General features: G+C 49.2%; 18 protein-coding genes. 15 read left to right on the top strand and 3 right to left on the bottom strand.

From position 1 onward, the window contains the following. Positions 1-4: 4 nt before the first annotated feature. The 14 genes from EL361_RS14175 to wecB all read left to right on the top strand — a co-directional run bounded on the left by EL361_RS14175 (position 5) and on the right by wecB (position 16,548). Positions 5-871, top strand: coding sequence for a sulfotransferase family protein (locus EL361_RS14175; RefSeq protein WP_126380609.1), 867 nt, complete (start codon positions 5-7; stop codon positions 869-871). A gap of 342 nt (positions 872-1,213) precedes the next feature. Then, positions 1,214-1,885 carry an FkbM family methyltransferase gene (locus EL361_RS14170; RefSeq protein ID WP_172961769.1) on the top strand — a complete coding sequence of 224 codons (672 nt, stop codon included), beginning with the start codon at positions 1,214-1,216 and terminating at the stop codon, positions 1,883-1,885. Positions 1,886-2,074: 189 nt separating this feature from the next. Further along, positions 2,075-3,127: a hypothetical protein gene (locus EL361_RS14165; RefSeq protein WP_126380607.1), complete on the top strand. Its 1,053-nt coding sequence runs from the start codon at positions 2,075-2,077 to the stop codon at positions 3,125-3,127. Further along, positions 3,108-4,502, top strand: a complete 1,395-nt coding sequence (locus EL361_RS14160) for an MBOAT family O-acyltransferase (protein ID WP_126380606.1) — start codon at positions 3,108-3,110, stop codon at positions 4,500-4,502. Before EL361_RS14165 ends, EL361_RS14160 begins: the two co-directional genes overlap by 20 nt. 48 nt (positions 4,503-4,550) lie before the next feature. Then, the gene (locus tag EL361_RS14155; protein WP_126380605.1) at positions 4,551-5,795 is read left to right on the top strand and encodes a hypothetical protein; all 1,245 of its coding nucleotides are present in this window, start codon (positions 4,551-4,553) and stop codon (positions 5,793-5,795) included. Positions 5,796-5,960: 165 nt separating this feature from the next. Next, on the top strand, positions 5,961-7,136 hold the full coding sequence (locus EL361_RS14150; protein WP_172961768.1) for a glycosyltransferase family 4 protein: 1,176 nt from the start codon (positions 5,961-5,963) through the stop codon (positions 7,134-7,136). A gap of 12 nt (positions 7,137-7,148) precedes the next feature. Then, positions 7,149-8,438, top strand: coding sequence for an O-antigen ligase family protein (locus tag EL361_RS14145; protein WP_126380603.1), 1,290 nt, complete (start codon positions 7,149-7,151; stop codon positions 8,436-8,438). A gap of 49 nt (positions 8,439-8,487) precedes the next feature. Further along, positions 8,488-9,471, top strand: a complete 984-nt coding sequence (locus tag EL361_RS14140; protein WP_232034794.1) for an NAD-dependent epimerase/dehydratase family protein — start codon at positions 8,488-8,490, stop codon at positions 9,469-9,471. A gap of 42 nt (positions 9,472-9,513) precedes the next feature. Then, positions 9,514-10,590: a polysaccharide biosynthesis protein gene (locus EL361_RS14135; protein ID WP_126380602.1), complete on the top strand. Its 1,077-nt coding sequence runs from the start codon at positions 9,514-9,516 to the stop codon at positions 10,588-10,590. Between the two features lie 9 nt (positions 10,591-10,599). Continuing rightward, a complete protein-coding gene (locus tag EL361_RS14130) occupies positions 10,600-11,763 on the top strand; it encodes an NAD-dependent epimerase/dehydratase family protein (RefSeq protein WP_126380601.1) in 1,164 nt (387 codons plus the stop codon). Positions 11,764-12,018: 255 nt separating this feature from the next. Then, positions 12,019-13,272, top strand: coding sequence for a glycosyltransferase family 4 protein (locus tag EL361_RS14125; RefSeq protein WP_126380600.1), 1,254 nt, complete (start codon positions 12,019-12,021; stop codon positions 13,270-13,272). A 2-nt stretch (positions 13,273-13,274) separates the two neighbouring features. After that, complete coding sequence (locus tag EL361_RS14120; protein ID WP_126380599.1) at positions 13,275-14,306, top strand: polysaccharide biosynthesis protein; 1,032 nt, start codon at positions 13,275-13,277, stop codon at positions 14,304-14,306. Further along, entirely contained in the window at positions 14,303-15,424 is a 1,122-nt protein-coding gene (locus tag EL361_RS14115) for a polysaccharide biosynthesis C-terminal domain-containing protein (protein WP_126380598.1), read from the top strand. Before EL361_RS14120 ends, EL361_RS14115 begins: the two co-directional genes overlap by 4 nt. Continuing rightward, a complete protein-coding gene (wecB, locus tag EL361_RS14110; protein ID WP_126380597.1) occupies positions 15,421-16,548 on the top strand; it encodes a non-hydrolyzing UDP-N-acetylglucosamine 2-epimerase in 1,128 nt (375 codons plus the stop codon). Before EL361_RS14115 ends, wecB begins: the two co-directional genes overlap by 4 nt. Before the next feature lie 114 nt (positions 16,549-16,662). Here the strand turns inward: wecB and EL361_RS14105 are convergent, their stop codons facing one another. Further along, positions 16,663-17,130 (bottom strand): hypothetical protein, encoded by a 468-nt coding sequence (locus EL361_RS14105; protein ID WP_126380596.1) that lies wholly within the window; start codon positions 17,128-17,130, stop codon positions 16,663-16,665. A gap of 19 nt (positions 17,131-17,149) precedes the next feature. Continuing rightward, positions 17,150-18,412: an O-antigen ligase family protein gene (locus tag EL361_RS14100; protein WP_126380595.1), complete on the bottom strand. Its 1,263-nt coding sequence runs from the start codon at positions 18,410-18,412 to the stop codon at positions 17,150-17,152. A 211-nt stretch (positions 18,413-18,623) separates the two neighbouring features. Here EL361_RS14100 and EL361_RS14095 point away from each other — a divergent pair, with 211 nt between their 5' ends. Beyond that, positions 18,624-20,132, top strand: coding sequence for a glycosyltransferase family 4 protein (locus EL361_RS14095; protein ID WP_126380594.1), 1,509 nt, complete (start codon positions 18,624-18,626; stop codon positions 20,130-20,132). A gap of 71 nt (positions 20,133-20,203) precedes the next feature. Here EL361_RS14095 and EL361_RS14090 read toward each other — a convergent pair whose 3' ends face one another. After that, positions 20,204-22,444, bottom strand: coding sequence for a vitamin B12-dependent ribonucleotide reductase (locus EL361_RS14090; RefSeq protein WP_232034793.1), 2,241 nt, complete (start codon positions 22,442-22,444; stop codon positions 20,204-20,206). Positions 22,445-22,573 lie beyond the last annotated feature (129 nt).

Genomic DNA, 22,573 nt, shown 5'->3' with positions numbered 1-22,573 from the left:
GATCATGACCCTCCCCAATTTTCTTATCATCGGCCCCCCGCGGTGCGCGACCACTTGGCTGCACGCCGTGCTGCGCACGCACCCGGAAATCTTTCTTCCCGAAGAAAAACAACTTCATTTCTTTGACAGACAGTTTGACAAGGGCATTGCATGGTATGCTTCGCATTTTTCAAAAGCGGGCCCAAAACACAAGGCTATCGGCGAAGTCACTCCTGACTATGTAGGCACACCGGGTACTCTTGAACGAATTTCAAAAAACCTACCGAACGTACAAATTATACTTGTCTATCGTGATCCAATTGATCGCATGTTTAATCATTACGCACTAAAAATACGTTCTGGAAGCTACAGTGGAACCCCTAGCTTTATCCAAGCCATGGAATCAGACGCCATGCTGCTGCGCGACAGCAGATACGACAACCACCTAAAGCGCTGCGAGAGCCTATTCCCCAAAAAATCCATATATATAGCTAATTTTCAAACCTTTCAGACTTCACCAACAGATGAATTACACCATATCTTCACATTCCTAGGCGTCAGCACAGAGCATACCCCGCCATCGGCAATCATGAATCACCAGTATGCCAAGGACAGGCCCCCCTCAAAAAGCAAAGCCCTAAGTACAGTCATGCGCACCACCAGAGTATTGCTTGAGCAAATGCCAGGGGGAAATCAATTGGTCAGATTTTTGCGGGGCACAGGGCTAATTGAGCAAACCCATCGCCTCAACTCCTCGGAAATGAAACTCACGCTAAGTGAACATGATCGAGAAGTCGCCCTTGAACAACTCGGTGGCGCCTCCTTTCATCTGAGCCCCAAAATCGGTTCCACTGCATCCCAAATCATTAAAACAATAGCCGCCCCTCGCTAAGCATGTTTGACACTAGACTTGGCCACACCTGATGCGTATACTTCGATATTATTCCGATCTATCAACCACTTGTCTGATTTCCTTGCCCTCAATGGCATTCACCCTAGAATAACACCTACCAATATGAAAATTCACCGAACAATTCGCAGCATCCTCCAGAATCCCTTCAACCAGGGGCATGCCGTCGACGCCTTAGTCAGATACCTGCGATGGCAGCTAGGCAGTCGAATTGCCCCGGGCAAGGTCGCTATCCCATGGATCAACGAGGCTCGACTGCTGGTAGCTCCCGGGGACACAGGACTTACTGGCTGCATCTATTCCGGGCTCCACGATTATGCGGACATGAGCTTTCTGCTTCGCTTCCTGCGTGAAGAAGATATTTTTTTGGACGTAGGGGCCAATGCGGGAGCTTATACAGTCTTGGCAAGTGCAGCAGCAGGAGCTCAAACAATCAGCTTTGAGCCTGTACCCCGCACTTTTGCAAAACTGCTGGACAACGTTGCAATCAACACCATTCAAGACAAAGTCACTGCGTACAATATGGGTGTTGGCAACAAGAAAGAAACTCTCAACTTTTCGGTCGATAATGGCGCAAGCAACCGAGTCATAAACAACACAAATAGCAGCACTCCATCCACAGCCGTACCGGTTGACACTCTCGATTCCATTCTTCAGGGCTCAGCTCCTGCAGCTATAAAAATGGACATCGAGGGCTTTGAGTATAACGCTCTGACAGGAGCAAGCAACACACTGGCTTCTCAAGAATTATGCGCTATCATTATTGAGCTAAAGGAACATGCCCTAAAATATGGCTCGTCAAATGCTGCGATTGATGAACTCATTAGATCCTATGGATTCTTACCTTATCAGTACGACAACACATCGCGAACCGTATCCCTGTCCACCGATGGAATGAAAATTGGCGGCAACGTTCTATACCTCCGCAATCTAGAACATGTTCAACATAGACTGACCACTTGCGCTCAGTTTTCCATATTCGGACAAACCCTTTAGGCATTTTTAAAGATGAATTCTCAGCCCTATTCACAAAAATCAATAAAGCCTAAATCATCTCTCAGAATGCTGTCGAAATGGGTTTTAAGTTTTTTATGTTCACTTCTATTCATATGGGGCATCTCCCTCGTCTTTCACAACTCTCTTGCTCTATACCAATTCAGTCAAATCCTCGGGAAACACATTCGGATGCCTGGGTCAGTTTTCACACAACGTTTCGAGGGCTGGGCGACTAGCTCTTTTGGTGATTTCGGGATGCCCGGCGGCCTACAACTCTCATCACTCCCTGCACCCCACGTCGCCATATGGGGCGACTCACACATTGAAGGGCTACAAATCAACGACAAGAAAAAAGTTGCCAACCGCGTCACCCAACTATCCCTTAAGCAAACATCTCACAGGGTATCAGGGCTCAACCTTGCATCCTCCGGACTCAGCATGGCCGACTTTTGCCTCGACATTCCAGTCGTCGAGCAAGCCATCCCAGGCATCACGGCACACTATATCGTCCTTACCGACATCAGAGATACATTGCCAGATCAGCCAACAGCCCGGCATGCGAAATTCCTCTCCAAGCCTTATTTGCATATTGATGCCTCGCAAGACCCCAATCGAGACCCAAATTCACCTTTTGGATTACGCAAACAACTCAAGAGATTCATCGCAAACTATCGCCTTGAATTTCTATGGAAAACCATAAAAAAAGCATATTACGCCGTATCCACAATCAAGACATCTTCGTTAAGATATACAGACAAATTTAAACAGCTACTGGCAGTTCAAGACCAACCTCCTAAACAACCCGAAAGCCCATCAAGTACTCGTATATTTGGCTTTGGAGAACCCCTCCCATCTGTGGGGCTTCCCTCAATTGAAGAAGCTCTTGAGCCTTGGGCCTTTATCCTGTCTAAGCTCAAGGCGACCAGCAACCGGCCAATCACAATTATATACTGTCCCAAAGTACCACGAATCCGCTGCGGCCTCGTTACCATGCAAGATGACGATGACACACTGGCAACAGCATTCTTGAATCTCGCCACGAATTGCGGCTTCTCAACAATCACAATGAACAATCTCTTCATATCAGGGTATCAATCGGGAAAGGGCTTCCCAAGGGGATTCGCAAACTCTCGCCCAGACAGTGGGCACTTGAATGCTCTCGGACATTTGTTAATTGCCCAAGCGATCACGAAAAACATCCATTTGAACCAATCCATACACCATGCAGTTCACACAGATTGAATTCATCATTTTCTTCTTCTGCGTTTTAGGATTATGCACCTGGGTCAAGAGCACCCCACTAAGGCTTCGGGTAATTCTCTTTTCAAATGCACTGTTCTATGCCTACTGGGATGTTCGACTTCTTGGACTGATATTACTTCAAGCCTTTTCTGACTTCATAATTGCAAAAGCTATTAACAACAGCAATGGGCCATGCACAAAACGGCTAACTATAGCTGGAGTAGCAGTCCCACTTCTCATTCTTGGCTTTTTTAAATACTATAATTTTTTCATTGGATCAGCACTAGCACTCTTCACTGATCTTCAAATAGATAGCAGAACTCTTAATATAATTATTCCACTCGGAATATCGTTTACCACATTCCAATCCATTAGCTATATTATTGATGTCTCTCAAAAAAAGATTTCGCCTTGCACTAGCTATATAGACTATGCAACTTATTTTACATTCTTCCCTAAAATTGCAGCAGGACCAATAACACGCGCAACAACTTTTCTTCCGCAGTTCAACAATCTACCAGCCCCTAACATCAACGATCTTTCTGCGGGATTCAGACTTTTCGCCATCGGCATGTTTAAAAAAGTATTCCTAGCTGATCATCTTGGAGCCTACATCAATTTCATATGGCCCAACGCAACCGCCTTTGATGGACTAACCCTTTGGATAGCGTCAGCGGCCTATACTCTTCAGATCTACTTTGATTTTTCAGGGTATTCAGACATGGCCATCGGCTTAGCCCGCATGCTCGGAATCCGAATCAATACAAACTTCAATTTCCCGTATCTTGCGACAAATATTTCTGAGTTTTGGCGTCGCTGGCACATCTCGCTCTCTACTTGGATCAGAGACTACCTCTATATTCCTCTTGGAGGAAACCGCAAAGGACCACTACGCACCCACGTCAACCTGCTTACAGCGATGTTACTCTGCGGCCTGTGGCATGGACCAACATGGCTCTTTGTCATATGGGGAGGATACCACGGGATACTTCTCTCTGTGCATCGCAATATTAATTTCAAACCTCTTCCAAGTACTAAATTTCAGACACGATTAAAAAATACAGTTAAGATTTTGACGACATTGTTTAGCGTTCACATCGGTTGGATTTTATTCAGATCTAGTTCTTTAAGTGAAGCACTAGGAATAATGCGGGGCATGTTCACACTGCAAGATGGGGTTCAATGGGTTCATCCATTTGTCATTTTTATCATCATTGGGACTGTTGCTTTCCATGTACTTGTTAACACATCAAAAAGCCTGTTTCTATTACCAGAAAAAGCATGGTATACTCCATTCGCCCTTTGCTCCATGATTTGGCTAACAATTGTATATTTCCCGACGCATTTTTCTCCTTTCATATACGCCCAATTTTAGAACCTTCAGCATCTAACTAAGCTTTATAGCCTCTACACAGGAAGTAGCATGAATATCCTTTTCTGCATGAGCTATCCCAGGGCTGCAGCAAATATTCTACCTGCAGTCCTCGAACTCTGCACAAATCATCAGATGTATTTTTTCCAGTATCGCAAAATGGCATCCCATTTTCCTTTCGGCGGGGCAGGCGTCGACACCAGGCCCGACATGATCAGGGCATTGCTCAAGGCTGGCGCCACCAATCTCGGAGAGGCCTCACAGGCTCATTCCAACACGGCTGACACATATAGCATTGATTTTAAGCAGGCCACCAAACACCTGCCTATCGATCTTGCAATTTTCGATGAAAACGTGGGTAAACTACGGTGGGGAACCCCCCTGCTCTACAGCATTCTCAAGAGACGAGGCATACCAGTCGTTGGTTGTCAGGAGGGCTGCGTTGAGAACGACACTGCAGGACTACAGCGACAGGCCTTAAATTTAGGCATCTGCTATGACTACGCGTTGTGTATCGGCAACTACGACCACTCTTGCCTCCTCAAACACAATCCAAATCTTGAGAAACGCCTCTTTGCCGTAGGACTCCCCTCCAATGACCAACTCGGCACCATTGACCATAAGCTGCTGCAAAACAAAAAGCATATCCTCTTAGTTCCTTCGTGGACAAAACTCTCGGGCAAAGAGGGGCGCTTCAAAGCCATGACCGACGAAGTCATCGAACAATCAGGCATTTATACTCTCGCTCGGAATAAAAACATATCGATCGTCATCAAGGAAAAATCAAAAGCTTCACAAGAATACGCTTTCAAACACCTTGAGACAGAGACTGTTCGAGTCACCATGGACGAAACTGAGACAAACAATCTGATTGCTAGGGCAAAATACGTCATCGGTGCTCCATCAACGCTATTACTCAAACCACTCCAACTCGGTATTCCCGTGGTAGTCCTAAGTGAACCCTACATGGGCCAATTCGGTGTATTTCAGCAATACAATGGATTAACCCCCCTGAATCAGGATAAAATCCTCCAATCTTTTTCTGAGCAAGAAAGACAACCTTATAAAGACCTAGAGTTTATTGAAAAAGCAATCGCTGGGGGCAGCGACTTCTCCTGCACTCAAAAGTTCTGCCAAGCCATTGAAAACATCTTGATGGCAGGATCCACCTATCAAGGACCGATAAAGTCGCCTCTCCCAGGAGTCAAAGGCTACCTGCTTCGATACCCAAGAACTCAGTCTTTTCTCACCAGTCAATACGCCAGAATAAAAAAATGGATGCTCACCCAACCGTAGACTACCCACCAACAATCCAAAAGCCCAGGACAAACAAAGCGTGGCACTACGAACCTGTAGCTTGTAGTTATCCTTGACTACAGTTATAAGCAGCATGCTAAACTCATGAGTGCATATTCAAACTCTGTCGTGGGGGACGCACCAGCTCTCAAGGAACAATACAATATGCATCAGTCCAATAAATTCAATTTACGAGTCTGCAATATTATCGAAGAAGGGCGTCTCGGCGGGCCGCAAGTCCGCATCGCTGAGATTGCCCACAGACTCGTTACGCACGGAGTTGAAACAACGGTAGTGCTGCCTGAGATGGACAGCGCAGATTTTATACAGCTACTTGAGGAACGCAAAATCAACTTCAGGCTATTTCCACTTCATCGCTTGACTAGAGACAAGCGACTTCTGGCGCGCTATATCTTCTTCTTTCCCACTGAAGTGCTAAAGCTGACCAAATTCTTCCGGCGTCAGCGCTTCGACATTATCCATTGCAGTGGCGGCATCTGGCAAATCAAAGGACTTATTGCAGCACGACTTGCTGGCACCCCCTCCGTCTGGCATCTGAATGACACCGGCCTTCCACTCCCCTTCCGGATTGCTTTCCGCGCCCTAGCTAGAGTTCTTCCAAGCGCATTGATCGTTGCTGCGAGCCGCGTGAAGCAGTATTATTTAAGCAGTATGGCACCAAGCAATCTCCCCACCTACGAGGTTCAGGCGCCAGTTGACACGAAACACTTTGCCCCAGGCCTATCAACTCCCTGCAAAAGCATCTCAGATTGGCAAGGCTTAAAAGTCGTAACCTGCGGTTCGATCAATCCTGCCAAAGGGCTGGAAACATTCATCCGGATGGCCCATAAAGCATCCCAAAAACGTGGCGACATGCATTTTTTTATTATTGGCAAGACTCACGAATCTCAAAAACAATACAAAAAGAGACTCGACAAGCTGATTGCTCAGAACGAAATGACCAATATAACTTTTATAGGCTTCCAAAAAGATGTAAGAGCAGTACTTGAAGCTGCCGATATCTATGTCTGCGCCTCGGACTCTGAGGCCTCGCCTCTATCGGTCTGGGAAGCGATGAGTATGGCCAAGCCAGTTGTTTCGACTGACGTAGGAGACGTCGCACGCTTCCTTGACTCAGAAAAAAAAGAAGCCATTGCCCCCCCCAGGGACCCAGACAAGCTAGCTGAGCTGGTCCTCAATCTCGCATCAGACAAAAATCTACGCACACGAAGAGGAAATGCAGCCAGACAAGCGATACTTTCTCATTTGGACGTGAATATTGTCGCACGCAAACAAGCTGAAACATACAATCAAATATACAGGTCCACACACTGCAGTTAATGGCATATAAAAATGAGCACCTTCAATTCAATAAGAACAAATAAAACAATTTTATTTGGACTCCTCTCTTTTCTTTGCATTGTATTTCAAGAATTCATTATTTTACGACTTGGAATTCACTGGTCACCACCTTCTATTTGCATCGTAATATTTTCTATTCTTGTACTCTCATCACTTTCAAGACAAGAGATTATATCCTTATGCTGGAACGCAGGATTCATATTTGCATTTCTTTTATCCACGGGACTCTTCACACAATCAATCATACATTCATACCTCAATGAACCTCACGGGATTTCATCCCGAATAGGTAGCATTGCATACACTTCTGGAACAATCGGTATCGGAGCAATATTTTTCATTGTCGTCTCACATATCCACTCTCAAGAAAATAATTCCACACACACCCATCTACCTAAGATTCTTTTTTTTGCTGGTGGAATCGCAGCTGCAGTAACAGCATTACTTCATCTCTTTATGGGGCTTGAAACATTCGAACCTACCCAAGTGATGATGAAACGGCCATTATTGCTTACAAACCAGCTCTTTCAAGCATCAACCGGACTCATTGGAAAAAGAGGCGGATATGGTATTCTTTGCATTGGATCAATCGCAATTGCCACACAGTACTTATTCAAAAAAGAATACTGTTACAAAAAACTTTTTACTTTATCAATAGTACTCCTAACAATAGCAATTGGCATGTCAGGATTTAGATCTTCATACGCAGCGCTTATCATTTATATCTTTATATTATTATACTTCATTCTCACATCACGCTTAAAAACAGCTAATTTTCGCATGCTAGCCATAGCTATTCCACTCATAATCATGATAGCGTCTATAGTACCAGCAAAATATAACAACACTATTTCAAACAGCATAGATCAAATATCTAAAAGCCAAAGATCATTAAAACATAGAATAGATCAAAATCGAATTGCCATTGATGCAATAAAAAGCAACCCACTATTCGGTCGAGGAATAGAATTCGAAAAAGAATACTATCTCAACAACTTTACAATACACAACACGTATCTATCGGTTGCTGGATCACATGGATTAGCTCTAGCATCACTACTAATTCTTCTATGGGTATTACCAATATACAGGTTCACAACGTTCTATATTCAATCTCAAAGCCAAGAACAGCGCAACACTGCATCCATATGGATAGCAAACCTAGCCTCTGTTTTTTTTATTGGATTATTTTCAAATATAATGATGAGCTATACTTTATGGTCAATTTTATCAATAGCTCATCTTGAGCTATTGATGTTGCGAAAACAACATATTAAATAACATTGCTTCGTCTTATCGATACAAATTTATATCAAAAGGGAATTTCGGATTGATTAATATCCTCATCACAGGTGGCTGTGGCTTCATCGGCGTCAATCTCATCCACTATCTTCTCGAAAACAACGCTGACGTCTGCATCCGTATTGTAGACGACCTGAGCGTAGGCAGCCCCGAAGACTTGTCGCAGGTCTGCGAATTCAGGCCTTGTGGAAAATCGGTTCCTCAACAATGGACCCCTGGCGTTGACCTCATCACCGGTAACATTCTTGACCATGATCTCGCCCAAGTTGCATGTGCCGGTGCCAACGGAGTCGTCCACCTAGCCGCAAACACAGGGGTCATCCCGTCCATCGAAAACCCGCGCCGGGACTGCGAAATGAATGTCATGGGTACGTTCAATTATCTTGAGGGCTGTCGCATCAACGGAGTTAAGCGGTTTGTGTTAGCCTCTTCTGGCGCCCCTCTAGGCGAACAGGAACCGCCCATCCATGAAGAAATGGTCGCTCGCCCCATCTCGCCTTATGGAGCCAGCAAGCTCTGCGGCGAAGCCTATTGCTCTGCCTATCACGGCTCATACGGCATAGAGACAACCTGCCTCAGGTTCGGCAATGTCTACGGCCCCTATTCCACCAAGAAAGGAAGCGTCGCCGCGCTATTCATCCGTCAAATCCTGGCTGGTGAAACCCTCACCATCTACGGCGATGGGACTCAAACTCGGGACTTCATCGCCGTGGAGGACCTAGCAGGTGCAATCTGGGCAGCCTTGACCACTCCCGAGGTGGGAGGTGAGGCCTTCCAGATCGCCACTCACAGGGAGCACACGGTCCTCGAACTAGCCCAAGCCCTCAAGACTCTAGCCCACGACCTTGCCTCCCTTGACGTCAATCTAGAGCACGCACCCGTGCGACAAGGCGAAGTTCAGCGCAACTTCTCCGACATTTCCAAAGCTCGCAAAATACTTCAATGGTCTCCAGCCATCGAGTTTAGAAACGGATTGGAAAAAACATTCCGCTGGTTTTTGAATCGAAAGTAAATACCCGAAACGATATCAGGCATCATTCAACAGGATAGACATATGACAGACTTGACGAAAAGCAGAGTCCTCGTCACCGGCTGCTGTGGCACCATTGGCAATGAACTCGTACGCCAGCTTGTGGAAACCTTCCCCGTTGGCGAACTGATCGGCATCGACAACAACGAAAGTGAACTGTTTTTCCTCGAACAGCGCTTTGCCCCGGCAGGCATCGCCCGCTTCTTCCTTGGCGACGTTCGTGATCATGAGAAACTCTCCCGCGCCATGCGAGGTGTGGATATCGTCTTTCATGTGGCCGCGTTCAAGCATGTCATCCTGTGCGAACGCTCTCCCATGGAGGCCGTACAAACAAACATCCTTGGCATGAGCAATGTGATCCAGGCCGCCACAGACAATGGCGTGGAGAAGGTTATCTTCACCAGTTCCGACAAAGCCGTGAACCCCACCAGCGTCATGGGTACTTCCAAGCTCATGGGTGAACGTCTGATGACAGCCGCAAACAGCAACCGTCGTGGCAACGGCCCTGTCTTTGCTTCCACCCGTTTCGGTAACGTCCTTGGCTCACGGGGCTCCGTGGTCCCCATCTTCACTGAGCAGATCAAGAAAGGTGGCCCCGTGACCCTGACAGATGACAAGATGACCCGCTTCATCATGAGCATCCCGCAAGCCGTACGCATGGTGATCGATTCCGCCAGCATGGCTCAGGGGGGAGAAGTCTTCATCACCAAGATGCCCGTCATCCGCATCCGCGACCTGGCCGAAGTCATGATCCGACTACTGGCTCCGCAGTTCGGGTACAAGGCCCAAGATATCCCCATTGAGATCATCGGAATGAAGCCCGGGGAAAAACTCTATGAAGAGCTCATGAGCCACGAAGAAACCAGGCGATCCCAGGAGCTTACTGACTATTTCGCTGTTGTCCCGGCTTTCCGCAGCCTGTACGAAGATATCTCTTATGAGTACGAAGGGGTTGTTTCGAACTCCGTGGACCGGCCCTACATCTCTGCAGAGGAGGCCCTCATGTCCCAGAATGAAATCGAACGCTTCCTGCTGGACAACAATCTGCTGGAACTGCCCTTTGACCACGCGGACCATCCCGACGAACGATACTGGCCCTAGGAACACGATATGAATATTCTGATTCTCGGTGGTGATGGCTATCTTGGCTGGCCTACGGCCATGCACCTGAGCGCTCAGGGCCACAGCGTGGCTGTTGTGGACAACTATTTCCGCCGCAAGGCCTGTGACGAACTGCAATCGCCTCCGCTCCTTCCGGTGCCAGACCTTGGCGAACGCACTCGTCTCTGGCAGGCTGCCAGCAACCATACCGTCCACTGTGCCGAGGGTGACCTCTGCGTATGGGAGTTCATGCAGGACTGCTTCACGGGCAAGGCCTTTGGTCTGGACTGGACACCCGACGCAGTCGTCCACTATGCCGAACAGCCTTCGGCTCCATACTCCATGATGGACCGCGACAAGGCCGCCTTCACCCTGTCCAACAACCTGATGAGCACCATGAACCTCGTTCAGGCGGTCAAGGAATTCAACCCGGCCTGCCACATCGTCAAGCTGGGCACCATGGGCGTCTACGGCACTCCGGACATCGACATCGAGGAAGGCTATCTGGATGTGGACTACAAGGGGCGCAGTCATCGCTTCCTGTACCCCAAGACTCCCGGCTCGCTGTACCACCTGACCAAGGCTCAGGACGGCGACATGCTCTATTTTTACTGCCGCATCTGGGATATCCGGGTAACGGACCTCAACCAGGGGCCTGTCTACGGCATTTTCACCGACCAAAGCGATGACGAACAGTTGGCCACCATCTTCAATTACGATGATGTCTTCGGCACGGTGGTCAACCGCTTCCTGGTTCAGGCGGTGGCAGGCATCCCCCTGACAGTGTACGGCAAGGGAGGCCAGACCCGAGGCTATCTGGACCTGCGCGACACCCTGGCCTGCGTGGAACTGGCCATTCTGAATCCCGCTCAGGCCGGTGAATACAAGGTCTACAACCAGATCACGGAAACCTTCACTGTCAATGAACTTGCCGAACTGATATTGGAAGGCGGAAAGCAGGCAGGCATCGACGTCACGGTGAAAAACATCGAAAATCCCCGCCGCGAGGCCGAAGAGCACTACTACAACCCGACTTACACCGGACTAAAGGATTTGGGGCTGGAACCGCACCTGCTGACCTCGGACAAAGTCGCGCGCATGCTGGAATTCGTGGCAAGACACAAGGGGCGCATCCGCGAAGATGCCATCATGCCAAAGGTCAAATGGACATAGCAGCGATAGTACCAAAGGCCTCAGCGCAGCTTCTGATGAGACAAGACGCGTTAAGTCAATCTATCATCAAGGGGTTTTGCGTATTCCAACAGAATAGCCTCAAAGACAAACGGCTGACATCACACCTGCTCTAAGGGGACAAATAGTCCAAGAGCAATGCATTCATGAGCGATTCTGTTCGGTAACAGCTTGGATCTTATGCGATATGCTTTCGCAAAGGTGACCAATATCCCTCTGAAGAGGAATTCCTTTTCCATGAATATTCTCATCGTCAGCCAATACTTTTGGCCCGAAAATTTTCGAATCAACGACCTGGTCCAAGGCCTTGGCGAACGAGGACACAACGTCACTGTCCTGACTGGCCAACCCAACTACCCCTCAGGTCAATTCTTCCCCGGTTATGGCTGGAATGGTCCCAAAGAGGAGCATCTGTCCGGCGCAAGAATCCTCAGGGTGCCCCTTATCCCACGCGGCAAGGGAGGAAACCTCCACTTAATCCTGAATTATCTCTCGTTCGTGGTCACAGCCTCATGGGGAGTCTTCTTCCGCATGGGGAGGCATGAGCATTTTGACGCAATCTTCGTATTTCAAACTTCACCGGTCACCGTCGGTTTTCCTGCGGCTCTGGCTAAGTGGCGTTACAAGGCGCCCATTCTTTTTTGGGTTCTGGACCTTTGGCCGGAGTCACTTTCAGCAACCGGGGCGATTCGTTCTCCTTTGATCCTCGGACTGGTCAAGCGCGGAGTTCGGTGGATATACTCACGCTGCTCCCGAGTTCTTGTGCAATCAAGGGCGTTCGAGACAAATGTTGCAGCACTCGGCGTGCCGCTGGACAAAATCATGTACTTCCCGAACTGGATGGAAGCCGAATATGAAGCGGCCTGCCATTCCAAAAAACCTGGCAACAAGAACAAGCCAGACCGAGCAAGTGAATTCAGAATCGTCTTTGCAGGGAACATCGGCGCGGCCCAGGATTTTCCGGCAATTCTTGATGCTGCCGAAATTGTGGCGAAAGAGTCGCCACACGTTCAATGGATAATTGCCGGTGACGGACGAATGGCTCCATGGGTAAAGTCTGAAGTCAAGCGACGCAACCTCAGCAAGCATTTCAGCTTTCTGGGGCAGCTCCCATCGTCGGCAATGCCTGAAATTTTTTCGACAGCCGATGCATTACTCGTTACATTGCGATCAGCTCCGATTTTTTCCCTCACCATTCCGGGCAAGGTCCAGTCCTACCTTTCTGCTGGAAAACCACTGCTGGCAATGCTGGATGGAGAAGGGGCAAGAGTGATCACTGAATCTGGTGGAGGAACGACCTGCAATGCAGGTGATTCAAATACTCTGGCCCAAAACATAGCAAAACTCGCTGGGCTGTCACCTGAACAACGCCATGCGATGGGTCACAAGGGACGTGCTTATGCCAGACAGGAATTTGGGCGAAACAATCTGTTCAACCGGCTTGAAAGCTGGATTACCGAGGTCATAGAAGAATGCAGAAGCAAGGGTTGAACATGAAAAAAAGTTTTGCTGGAGCGACGGTATTAATCACCGGAGGAACAGGCTCTTTCGGCAATGAGCTACTGGATTTGCTCCGCGACTCAGAGGTGCAGGAAGTCCGCATCTTCTCGCGTGATGAACTGAAACAGGAACTGATGCGCATCCGATACGCTGACCCGAAACTGAAATTTTATATCGGAGACGTCAGGGATCGTGACAGCCTTGAACGCGCCATGAGTGGAGTGAACTACGTCTTCCACGCAGCAGCGCTGAAGCAGGTGCCCTCTTGCGAGTTCTTCCCGACCCAGGCGGTGCAAACCAATGTAATGGGCAGCTCCAACGTCATTGAAGAGGCCATTCGAAACAAGGTATCGCGGGTTGTCTGCCTTTCCACGGACAAGGCTGTCTATCCGATCAATGCCATGGGCATGACCAAGGCGCTGATGGAAAAGGTCACCACGGCTGCCGCCCGAGCCATGAATTCGGACCAGACAATCCTCTCCAGTGTTCGCTATGGCAATGTGATGTGCTCCCGCGGTTCCGTGATCCCCCTCTTCATCAAGCAAATCAAGGCTGGAAAGCCACTTACAGTCACTGTCTCGGACATGACCCGCTTTCTGCTGCCGCTATCCCAGGCTATTGAACTCGTGGGGTTTGCACTCCAGAATGCTGCCCAGGGCGATCTGTTTGTGCGCAAGGCACCAGCTTGCACCGTGGAGGTGCTTGCACAGGCGCTGAAGAATCTGTTCGCCTCAGATGTACCGGTCAAGATCATCGGTATGCGCCACGGCGAAAAAATCTACGAAACCCTTGCGACCCGCGAAGAACTGCTCAAAGCCGACGACATGGGCGATTACTACCGTGTTCCAATGGATAATCGCGACCTCAACTACAGCAAGTATTTTACCGAGGGAGACACTCGCGGGGCTTCCATCGAAGACTACACCTCCCACAATACTGAGCGTCTGGATATCGCAGAAGTCGAAAACCTGCTGCTCAGCTTGCCTGAAGTCCGCACGGAACTGGAGCAGGTAGGCCGCCTATGATCATCGGAATAACAGGAGCAGACGGGCTGCTCGGGTATCATATTCGGGCCTTTCTGCATGCCAGACAGGGCCAATACGACATCAGACTGGCCACCCGAGAAACCTTTAGCGACGATGCATTACTGAATCGCTTCGTGGACGGCCTTGGTGCCATTATCCACTGCGCGGGCATGAACCGTGGCGACGAGGCAGAGGTTGAGCGCGTCAATGGGTGGCTGGCCGAGGCTCTTATCGATTCCCTTCGGCGCACCCACAGCAAAGCCGCCATTGTATACGCTAATTCGACCCACGTGACTCGCGATACAGGCTATGGCCGGGGCAAGCGTCTGGCAGGAGAAAAATTCGAAAACTGGGGGCGTACCACAGGAGTTCCGGTCAACAATGTCATTCTGCCACATATCTTCGGCGAATTCGGCAAACCGTTCTACAACTCGGTGGTCTCCACCTTCTGTCATCAACTTGCCAATGGCGAGGCACCTCGCATTGACGTGGACGGGGATCTGGAGCTGGTCCATGCCCAGGATGTGGCCCGGCTCTTCGTCGACTGGATCGAATCCCCTGCCTGCACAGGCGGCGAGGTGCAAAGCAACCGCATGAGCGGGCGACCACTGAAAGTCAGCGAACTGCTCGACCGCCTCAACGCCTTGCTTGCCCGTTATGGCGAAAATGTATTCCCGGACCTAAGCGATACGCTCGACCTCAGGCTTTTCAATACACTCCGGAGCTACCTGTTCCCGAGTCACTACCCTGTGGCCCTGCAACTGCACAGTGATGAGCGTGGCGACCTGTTCGAAGCAGTCAAAGCCGACCAGGGAGGACAGACATTCATGTCTTCAACCCACCCCGGCATCACCCGCGGCAACCACTTCCACCTGCGCAAAGTGGAACGATTTCTAGTGATCGGAGGTGAGGCCGAAATCAAACTCCGCAAGCTCTTTACCAACGAAGTGATCACTTTCCGCGTCAGAGGCGGGCAGCCGGCATATGTTGATATGCCTACCTTTTACACGCACGACATCACCAATGCTGGAACGGGCAAACTTCACACACTGTTCTGGTCCAACGAGATATTTGATCCGAAGGACCCGGACACCTATGCTGAGATGGTCGAGATATGAAAAAATTCAAGGTCATGACGGTGGTTGGTACCCGTCCGGAAATCATTCGCCTGTCACGGGTGATGCTGCTTCTGGACGAACATGTGGATCACGTTCTGGTGCACACCGGCCAAAACTACGATTATGAACTGAATCAGATCTTCTTCGACGATCTCGGACTGCGCAAGCCGAACCACTTCCTCGAAGCCGTGGGCGCGAGCACAGCGGCAACCATCGGCAACATCATCGCCGGAATTGACCCTCTGCTTGAGCAGGAGACTCCGGATGCACTGCTGGTTCTTGGCGATACCAATAGCTGCCTGGCGGCCATCAGCGCCAAGCGCAGACATATCCCCATCTTCCATATGGAGGCAGGGAACCGCTGCTTCGATGCCCGGGTGCCCGAAGAAACCAATCGCCGCATCGTCGACCACACGGCAGATATCAACATGCCATACAGTGATATCGCTCGAGAGTACCTGTTGCGCGAAGGGCTCTCCCCGGACCGCGTAATCAAAACAGGCAGCCCCATGTTCGAGGTGCTTACCGCCTATCGCGACAAAATCGAAGGCTCTGCTGTTCTTGATCAGCTGAAATTGCAGGCCCAGTCGTATTTTGTTGTCAGCTGCCATCGCGAAGAGAACGTCGACAACCCGAAGAATTTAAGTGCATTGGGTGCGACCCTGAATCAGCTTGCCAGGACCTTCGGACAGCGCGTGATCGTCTCAACCCATCCGCGTACCCGCAAACGGCTGGAAGACCAGGGGCTCCAGCTGGATTCAAAAATCGAGCTGCTCAAACCCCTCGGTTTCTTTGACTACGTCAAGCTGCAGACCCATGCCCGGGCCGTGCTGTCTGATAGTGGAACCATAACCGAAGAGTCCTCTATTCTAAACTTCCAGGCACTCAATATTCGCGAAGCGCACGAGCGACCCGAAGGGATGGAAGAGGGAGCCGTGATGATGGTTGGCTTGGACTGGGAGCGTATCAGGCAGGGACTTGCGATACTCGAAACACAAGGGCGCGGCGACACACGAACCCTACGCGCAGTTAAAGACTATCAAATGCACAATGTATCCGAAAAAGTGCTCAGAATCCTGTTGAGCTATACGGATTACGTGAACCGCGTGGTGTGGCGGAAGTGAATGAAACGACCAAAGCCTGCTGTGTAATCAGTGAAATATCTTGCTTGATATGCGCAACGGCCAGGTTGCAATGCTCATTAGCTCAGTTTTTTAACAAAAAGTAACCAAATAACATCAATTAAATATTTTTTTTAATTTTATACGCCTGTCGCGCAACAACAACTCATACATTTTAGGCTGAGTCAACTGAAACTTTCCATTTTTCTTCTCTACTTTATTCAACATTCCATCTTTGTAAATTCGAGTCCAGCGCACGATCATCACTCCTCCATCTATTGCCCCGACCCACGCAGCAACTCCGAATTCACCTCGAAAATCGACATCTATCTTTGTTGAAAAGGCAATATATGGATCATAAAACCATCCAACAACAGGTATCATTGTGCCTTTGCTCGGTGACTTGTCATCGATATCAATCAATTGACCGACAATCTTACCTTGATTGGACATTCCTTCAACCTTAAGCATCAATCCGTCCTGCTTATCCCACCAAATACTATCTTCTGTGACATCCGTGGCAGAACAAACCCCAATGCATGTTAAATGAACAACTAAAATAAAAATTGTTGATAATTTTAGCATAGAAAGACACCTTGAATAGTCAGGATTTATTATCCACAGTCCGTAATGAATGCAAACATATACCTATCGCAGCCCCAAGAACCAACATCGATATTCCTAGCCACCATGATCTGAAATAATTATGCCCAGTGAATCCACTAGCCAAGTACCCCACATACGAACTTAAAAATGCAGCTGCATAAATCCAATTACTAGAAGAGCGGATGCACTTCACTCTATTCTTAATATTTAAATATAACCACCACACAGGAAAAAATAAATACTGTATAAATATAACAAATCCGACAACACCAGTTTCACATAAAAATTGCAAATATATATTATGAGGATGGTGCGGCAACTGCTTCATTACTTTTGGGAACAACCCCATAGAGCGATGTACCACATCATAAGTATCAATCCCTGAACCTAATAAAGGAAATTCCCGAAAAACGCTCAGGGCAATAGGCCAAACGTCAACAACTCTATTATCATGAGATATAACTTCCCAAGCCCAACGCTCCGGTGCCGCAAAAATCAAACCGAGCAGCACCAGTGCACCACCCAGAACAAAGAACAATGACGCCCCACCTCGAATCACCAAAAAAGCCAGACACGAAACGACAACCCCAATATACCCAGTTCTTGTTCCAGCACCAAAAAGGAGAAACAACATCGGCAGCCACACTGTCACCGCAGTTGCCCAACGGACCCAAGTGGGCCATTTACGGGGAAGCGCAACGGGCAGGACAAAAGTAATCGGCAGGACTATAGCAAGCAGATTGCCCACACGGGCTGAAGAAAAAGTTCCAACCAAGCGATGTTTAAAAAGAGGCCCCTCGGGACCTAGATTGATTAGATCAATTCCTTGCACCACTCCAACCACACCCTCATAAAATCCCATAATGGCAAAAGCGAAGATCAAATACCTTACGTTCTTTTCTGAGTTAACAAACTCCATTGCAAGAAAGAAAATAAGGAATCCCTTATACCAATTGGTCCGCAGGGCATAATACCCCGCCCCTGAATATTCGCTATGGAATATTTTGAATATTATCAGCGCAATAAAGACAAAATAAGACCATTTAAATGGATACAAACGAACGTTGCTTTGTCTATAATCACAGAGGAGAACCACCGCCAACCCTACAAGGCCGGTAATGTTTCCAATCTCACGAAAAGAAATACCCAGAGGGAAAAAGAGCACATAAAATAACATCCCAAAGGTGAGACACATCCTCCCAAAATCCGAGATAGAATGCTTTTTTTCAGCTACACGCTTCAATGGATTCGATACTGACATAATCGTATGGAAGTCCTTTCAAATGGGCACTGAATGCAGGCGCCTCTGGTTGAATCTTTGCACACTTTGAAGTAGGTAATGATAATAAATAGGAATGCTTCAAGCCATCAGAAATCTCTTTTCGTTTAACCGAACGGTGAGCATTTAACAATTAGTTAGAATCCCAAAAAACTACCTACGAATCGACACGTTCTTTAGCTCCAAGGATATCATGCTCGCAACAGTCATTCTTTTCATATTATCTCTTTGCCTAACCCTTCTTTTCACACCGGTGGCGCGGCGCTTTGGCTATCACGTTGGAGCCATAGATATCCCAAACCAACGCAAGCACCACACCCAAATTAAACCCCGGTCCGGTGGATTGGCCATTTTTTTAAGCTATGCCCTGACTATTTCCATCGGAACTTTATTCTTTAATTCAGCTGACAATGTTCAATTTCAACTTTCAAGAGAAGCCCTGTATCTCCATGCTGGGGCTACGCTGTGTTTTGCTGTTGGCTTTATTGACGACATCAAACAACTCAAAGCTAAAACAAAACTCATCGGTCAAATAATCGCTGCCAGTATCGCATTCTATGGTGGAACACGAATAACTGTACTTCCAATTATTGGCACAGAATTACCAATGTGGGTGAGCTACATCCAGACCGTTTTTTGGTTTTTATTGTTTATCAATGCCATTAATTTAATCGATGGACTAGATGGACTAGCTGCTGGAATTTGCTTCTTCACCTGTATTATGCTGGTTATTTTACTAGGAATGCGCGGATGGTTTCCATCTGCAATCTGTTTCGCAATTATTGCAGGGTCCCTTCTCGGTTTCCTCCGTTATAATTTCAATCCTTCAGTCATTTTTATGGGCGATGGGGGAAGTTATTTCTTAGGATTCATTATTTCAGGCCTATCCATCCTCGGTTCCGCAAAAGGTCAACTCAGTGCTCTTTTTTTGATCCCTTTTGTTGGCATGGGGGTCCCTATTTTTGACACCGTGACAACCCCTATCAGGCGTTTTCTACGTGGTCGCAAAATGTTCTCGCCCGACAACGGGCACATTCACCACAAATTAATCCGAATGGGGTTAACAACAAGGAAGGCCGTCTTCTTCCTCTATGTTCTCACCACATCACTTTGCCTGTTCACTATCTATATCGTTCACGTCAAATACGAAGCCCACGGATTCGTATTGGTCTTTGGCTCACTTATTCTGGTCATTCTTCTACGACTCGTCATTAGCAACCGACTCACTTTCAAAATAACAACGTGCTGGCTTCGCGATCTTGCTGACGCAACCGGTATCAGCAAAGATCGACGGCAGTTTCTTGACTACCAGTTGAGAACCCAAGAAAGCAAAAGTGTCGATGAATTATGGTCTAATATCTGCGATATGCTCAAATATCTTTCCATTGATTTCGCTGAAATGCGTTTAAAAACTCATACAGAATTCTGCCCACATAAAAAAAAGACTCCTTCCAAACAACCATATACCTATAGTTGTTCAGGCGACACCCACAATCAAGATTCAACTATTTGCAAACCAGGCTTAATGAAACTTGAGCTCCCGCTATTAAGCGGCGACGGCCATCAAATTGGGATTCTTTGGGTTATCAAGGACCTTAAGAATAACCCTCTTGATCCGACCACCCTGACACGGCTCGAACAATTTCGACGAACGATCGTCCGCACTCTAGACTCCGTCCTTCAATCTGAGCCAAAGACCTAAGCGCCAACGTAAAACAGGGCGCCGAACAACCCGAAGCCCTGCTTGTCTATTTGACACTAATCACTCGAAACCTACCCGCACTTGGTATACCCGCACCCGCCACAGATGAAACAACCTTCCTGGAAGATCAGCTCGTTGCCGCAGTCCGGGCATTTGGGGTTGGCCAAATCGTTGGTCGCCCCAGGCACCAGCTCATCCGCACCCAGATAGCGCTGCTCAAAGACCCAGGCAATGGCATCAGGGATGGACATGATCATGCCCTTCTTGCGGAACACCGGGTGCTCGCCACCAATGCCCTTCAACTGGGCCACAACCTCGCGCACGGCCACGCCCGAACGCAGCGCCAGGGACACCAATCGGCCAATGGCTTCGGCCTTGGCCGTAATGGAACGCCCGGACTTGCCGATGGTGGCAAAGACCTCAAAAGGCCGTCCGTCCACCTCGTTCACAGTCAGATACATGACCCCCAGCCCGGTTTCCACCTTCTGGGTGAATCCATAGATCACATCAGGACGATCCTGGACCACCTTGGCGCCTTTATCCTTCTCGTCCTGGGCCTTGGAGCCCTCACCCGTGCACAACACCTGGGTGGACTTGCTCCCGTCGCGATACACAGTCACACCCTTGCAGCCCTGCTCGTAGGCCATCCAGTAGATATTGTAGATATCCTCCTTGGAGGCCGAGTTGGGCAGATTCACGGTCTTGGAAACGGCGTTGTCCGTGTGCCGCTGGAAGGCCGCCTGCATCTTCAGATGCCATTCGGGCTCAATTTCCATGGCTGTGACGTAAACCCGCTTCAGATCGTCGGGCAGATGTTCAATCTTATTGATACTGCCCTTCTGAGCCACCTCATCCATCAACTTGTCCGAGTAGCTACCGGAATCGATGAGCGCCTGTTTGAAATAGGGATTTGACTCCACCAGTTTCTCACCGTCCATGACGTGACGCGCAAAGGACAGGGCAAACAGCGGCTCCACACCCGAGGAGCAAGCCCCGATGATGGACAGAGTGCCCGTGGGCGCGATGGTGGTCGTGGTGGCGTTGCGATACGGCCCCAGATTGCGCTGACCGTAAGTGGATTCCTTGTAGGCCGGAAATTCGCCTCGCTCCTTGGCCAGCTTCTTGGACGCAGCCTTGGACTCGTCATTGACGAACTTCATGACCCGTTCGGCCAGAGACAGGGCTTCCTGGCTGTCATAGGGAATACCCAGTTGGAACAGCAGGTCCGCCCAGCCCATGACGCCCAGACCGATCTTGCGGTTGGTCCGCACCATCTCACCGATGCGATCCAGAGGGTAACGACTGGCGTCGATGACGTTATCCAGGAAGCGCACGGACAGGTGCACAATGCGCTTGAGTTCCTTCCAATCGATGCCGTGGTCCTCGCCGTCCTTGTAGACCAGTGCCAGATTGATGGAGCCCAGATTGCAGGCCTCATAGGGCAGCAGCGGCTGTTCGCCACAGGGGTTGGTGCTCTCGATCTCACCCAGAGCCGGGGTGGGATTGTCGCGGTTGATGCGGTCCAGGAAGATGATCCCCGGATCACCGGATTCCCAGGCCTTTTGCACCAGCATATTGAAGACCTCGCGGGCCTTCAGCCGAGCCTTGGTCTCGCCGCTGTGCGGGGCCACGAGGTCGTATTCCTCGTTTTTCTCCACGGCCTGCATGAACTTCTCGGTCAGGGCCACGGACAGGTTGAAATTGTTCAGATCCCCGTCGCGCTCCTTGGCCCTGATGAATTCGATGATGTCTGGATGGTCCACACGCAGGATGCCCATATTGGCTCCGCGGCGCGTCCCGCCCTGCTTGACCTGCTCGGTGGCCGTGTTGAAAATTCGCAGGAAGGACAACGGGCCCGAAGCCACGCCACCGGTGGAGCCCACGCGGGCGTCCTTGTGGCGCAGGCGGGAGAAGGAAAAGCCCGTACCTCCGCCGGACTTGTGGATCAACGCCGCGTGCTTCACGCCATCGAATATCTCTTCCATGGAGTCGCCCACGGGCAGCACGAAACAGGCTGCCAACTGACCCAGGTCCGTGCCCGCATTCATCAGCGTGGGGGAGTTGGGCAAAAACTTGAATTCCGTCATCAGGTCGAAAAACTCACGAGCCAGTTTTTCCACCTTGAACGGAGACTTATCGTACTTGGCTTCCTCGGCGGCGATGGCCGATGCCACCCGCCAGAACATGCTCGTTGCATCTTCTATGGGCTCCCCATTCCCATCCTTGCGATAATAGCGTTTGGAGAGCACGGTCTTGGCATTGTCGTTGACTTTGACGGGCATCATCGTAGGAGGCATCTCAGAATTGAACATTCAGCGTCTCTTGTGTGTAAGATAGAGGTTTCATTGAATATAAGTAGACCCAGCGCAGAAGGGCAGGGGCAGATTTCCACGTTGCCGGAAGGTTACAATACCCAGCCAGGAAAAGGAACCCTCGCCTGA

Origin of the sequence: Desulfovibrio ferrophilus (genome assembly GCF_003966735.1) — a bacterium.
GTDB lineage: Bacteria > Desulfobacterota > Desulfovibrionia > Desulfovibrionales > Desulfovibrionaceae > Desulfovibrio_Q > Desulfovibrio_Q ferrophilus.
The sequence above is the reverse complement of the archived record's forward strand: the minus strand, read 5'-3'. Positions and strand labels throughout refer to the sequence as shown.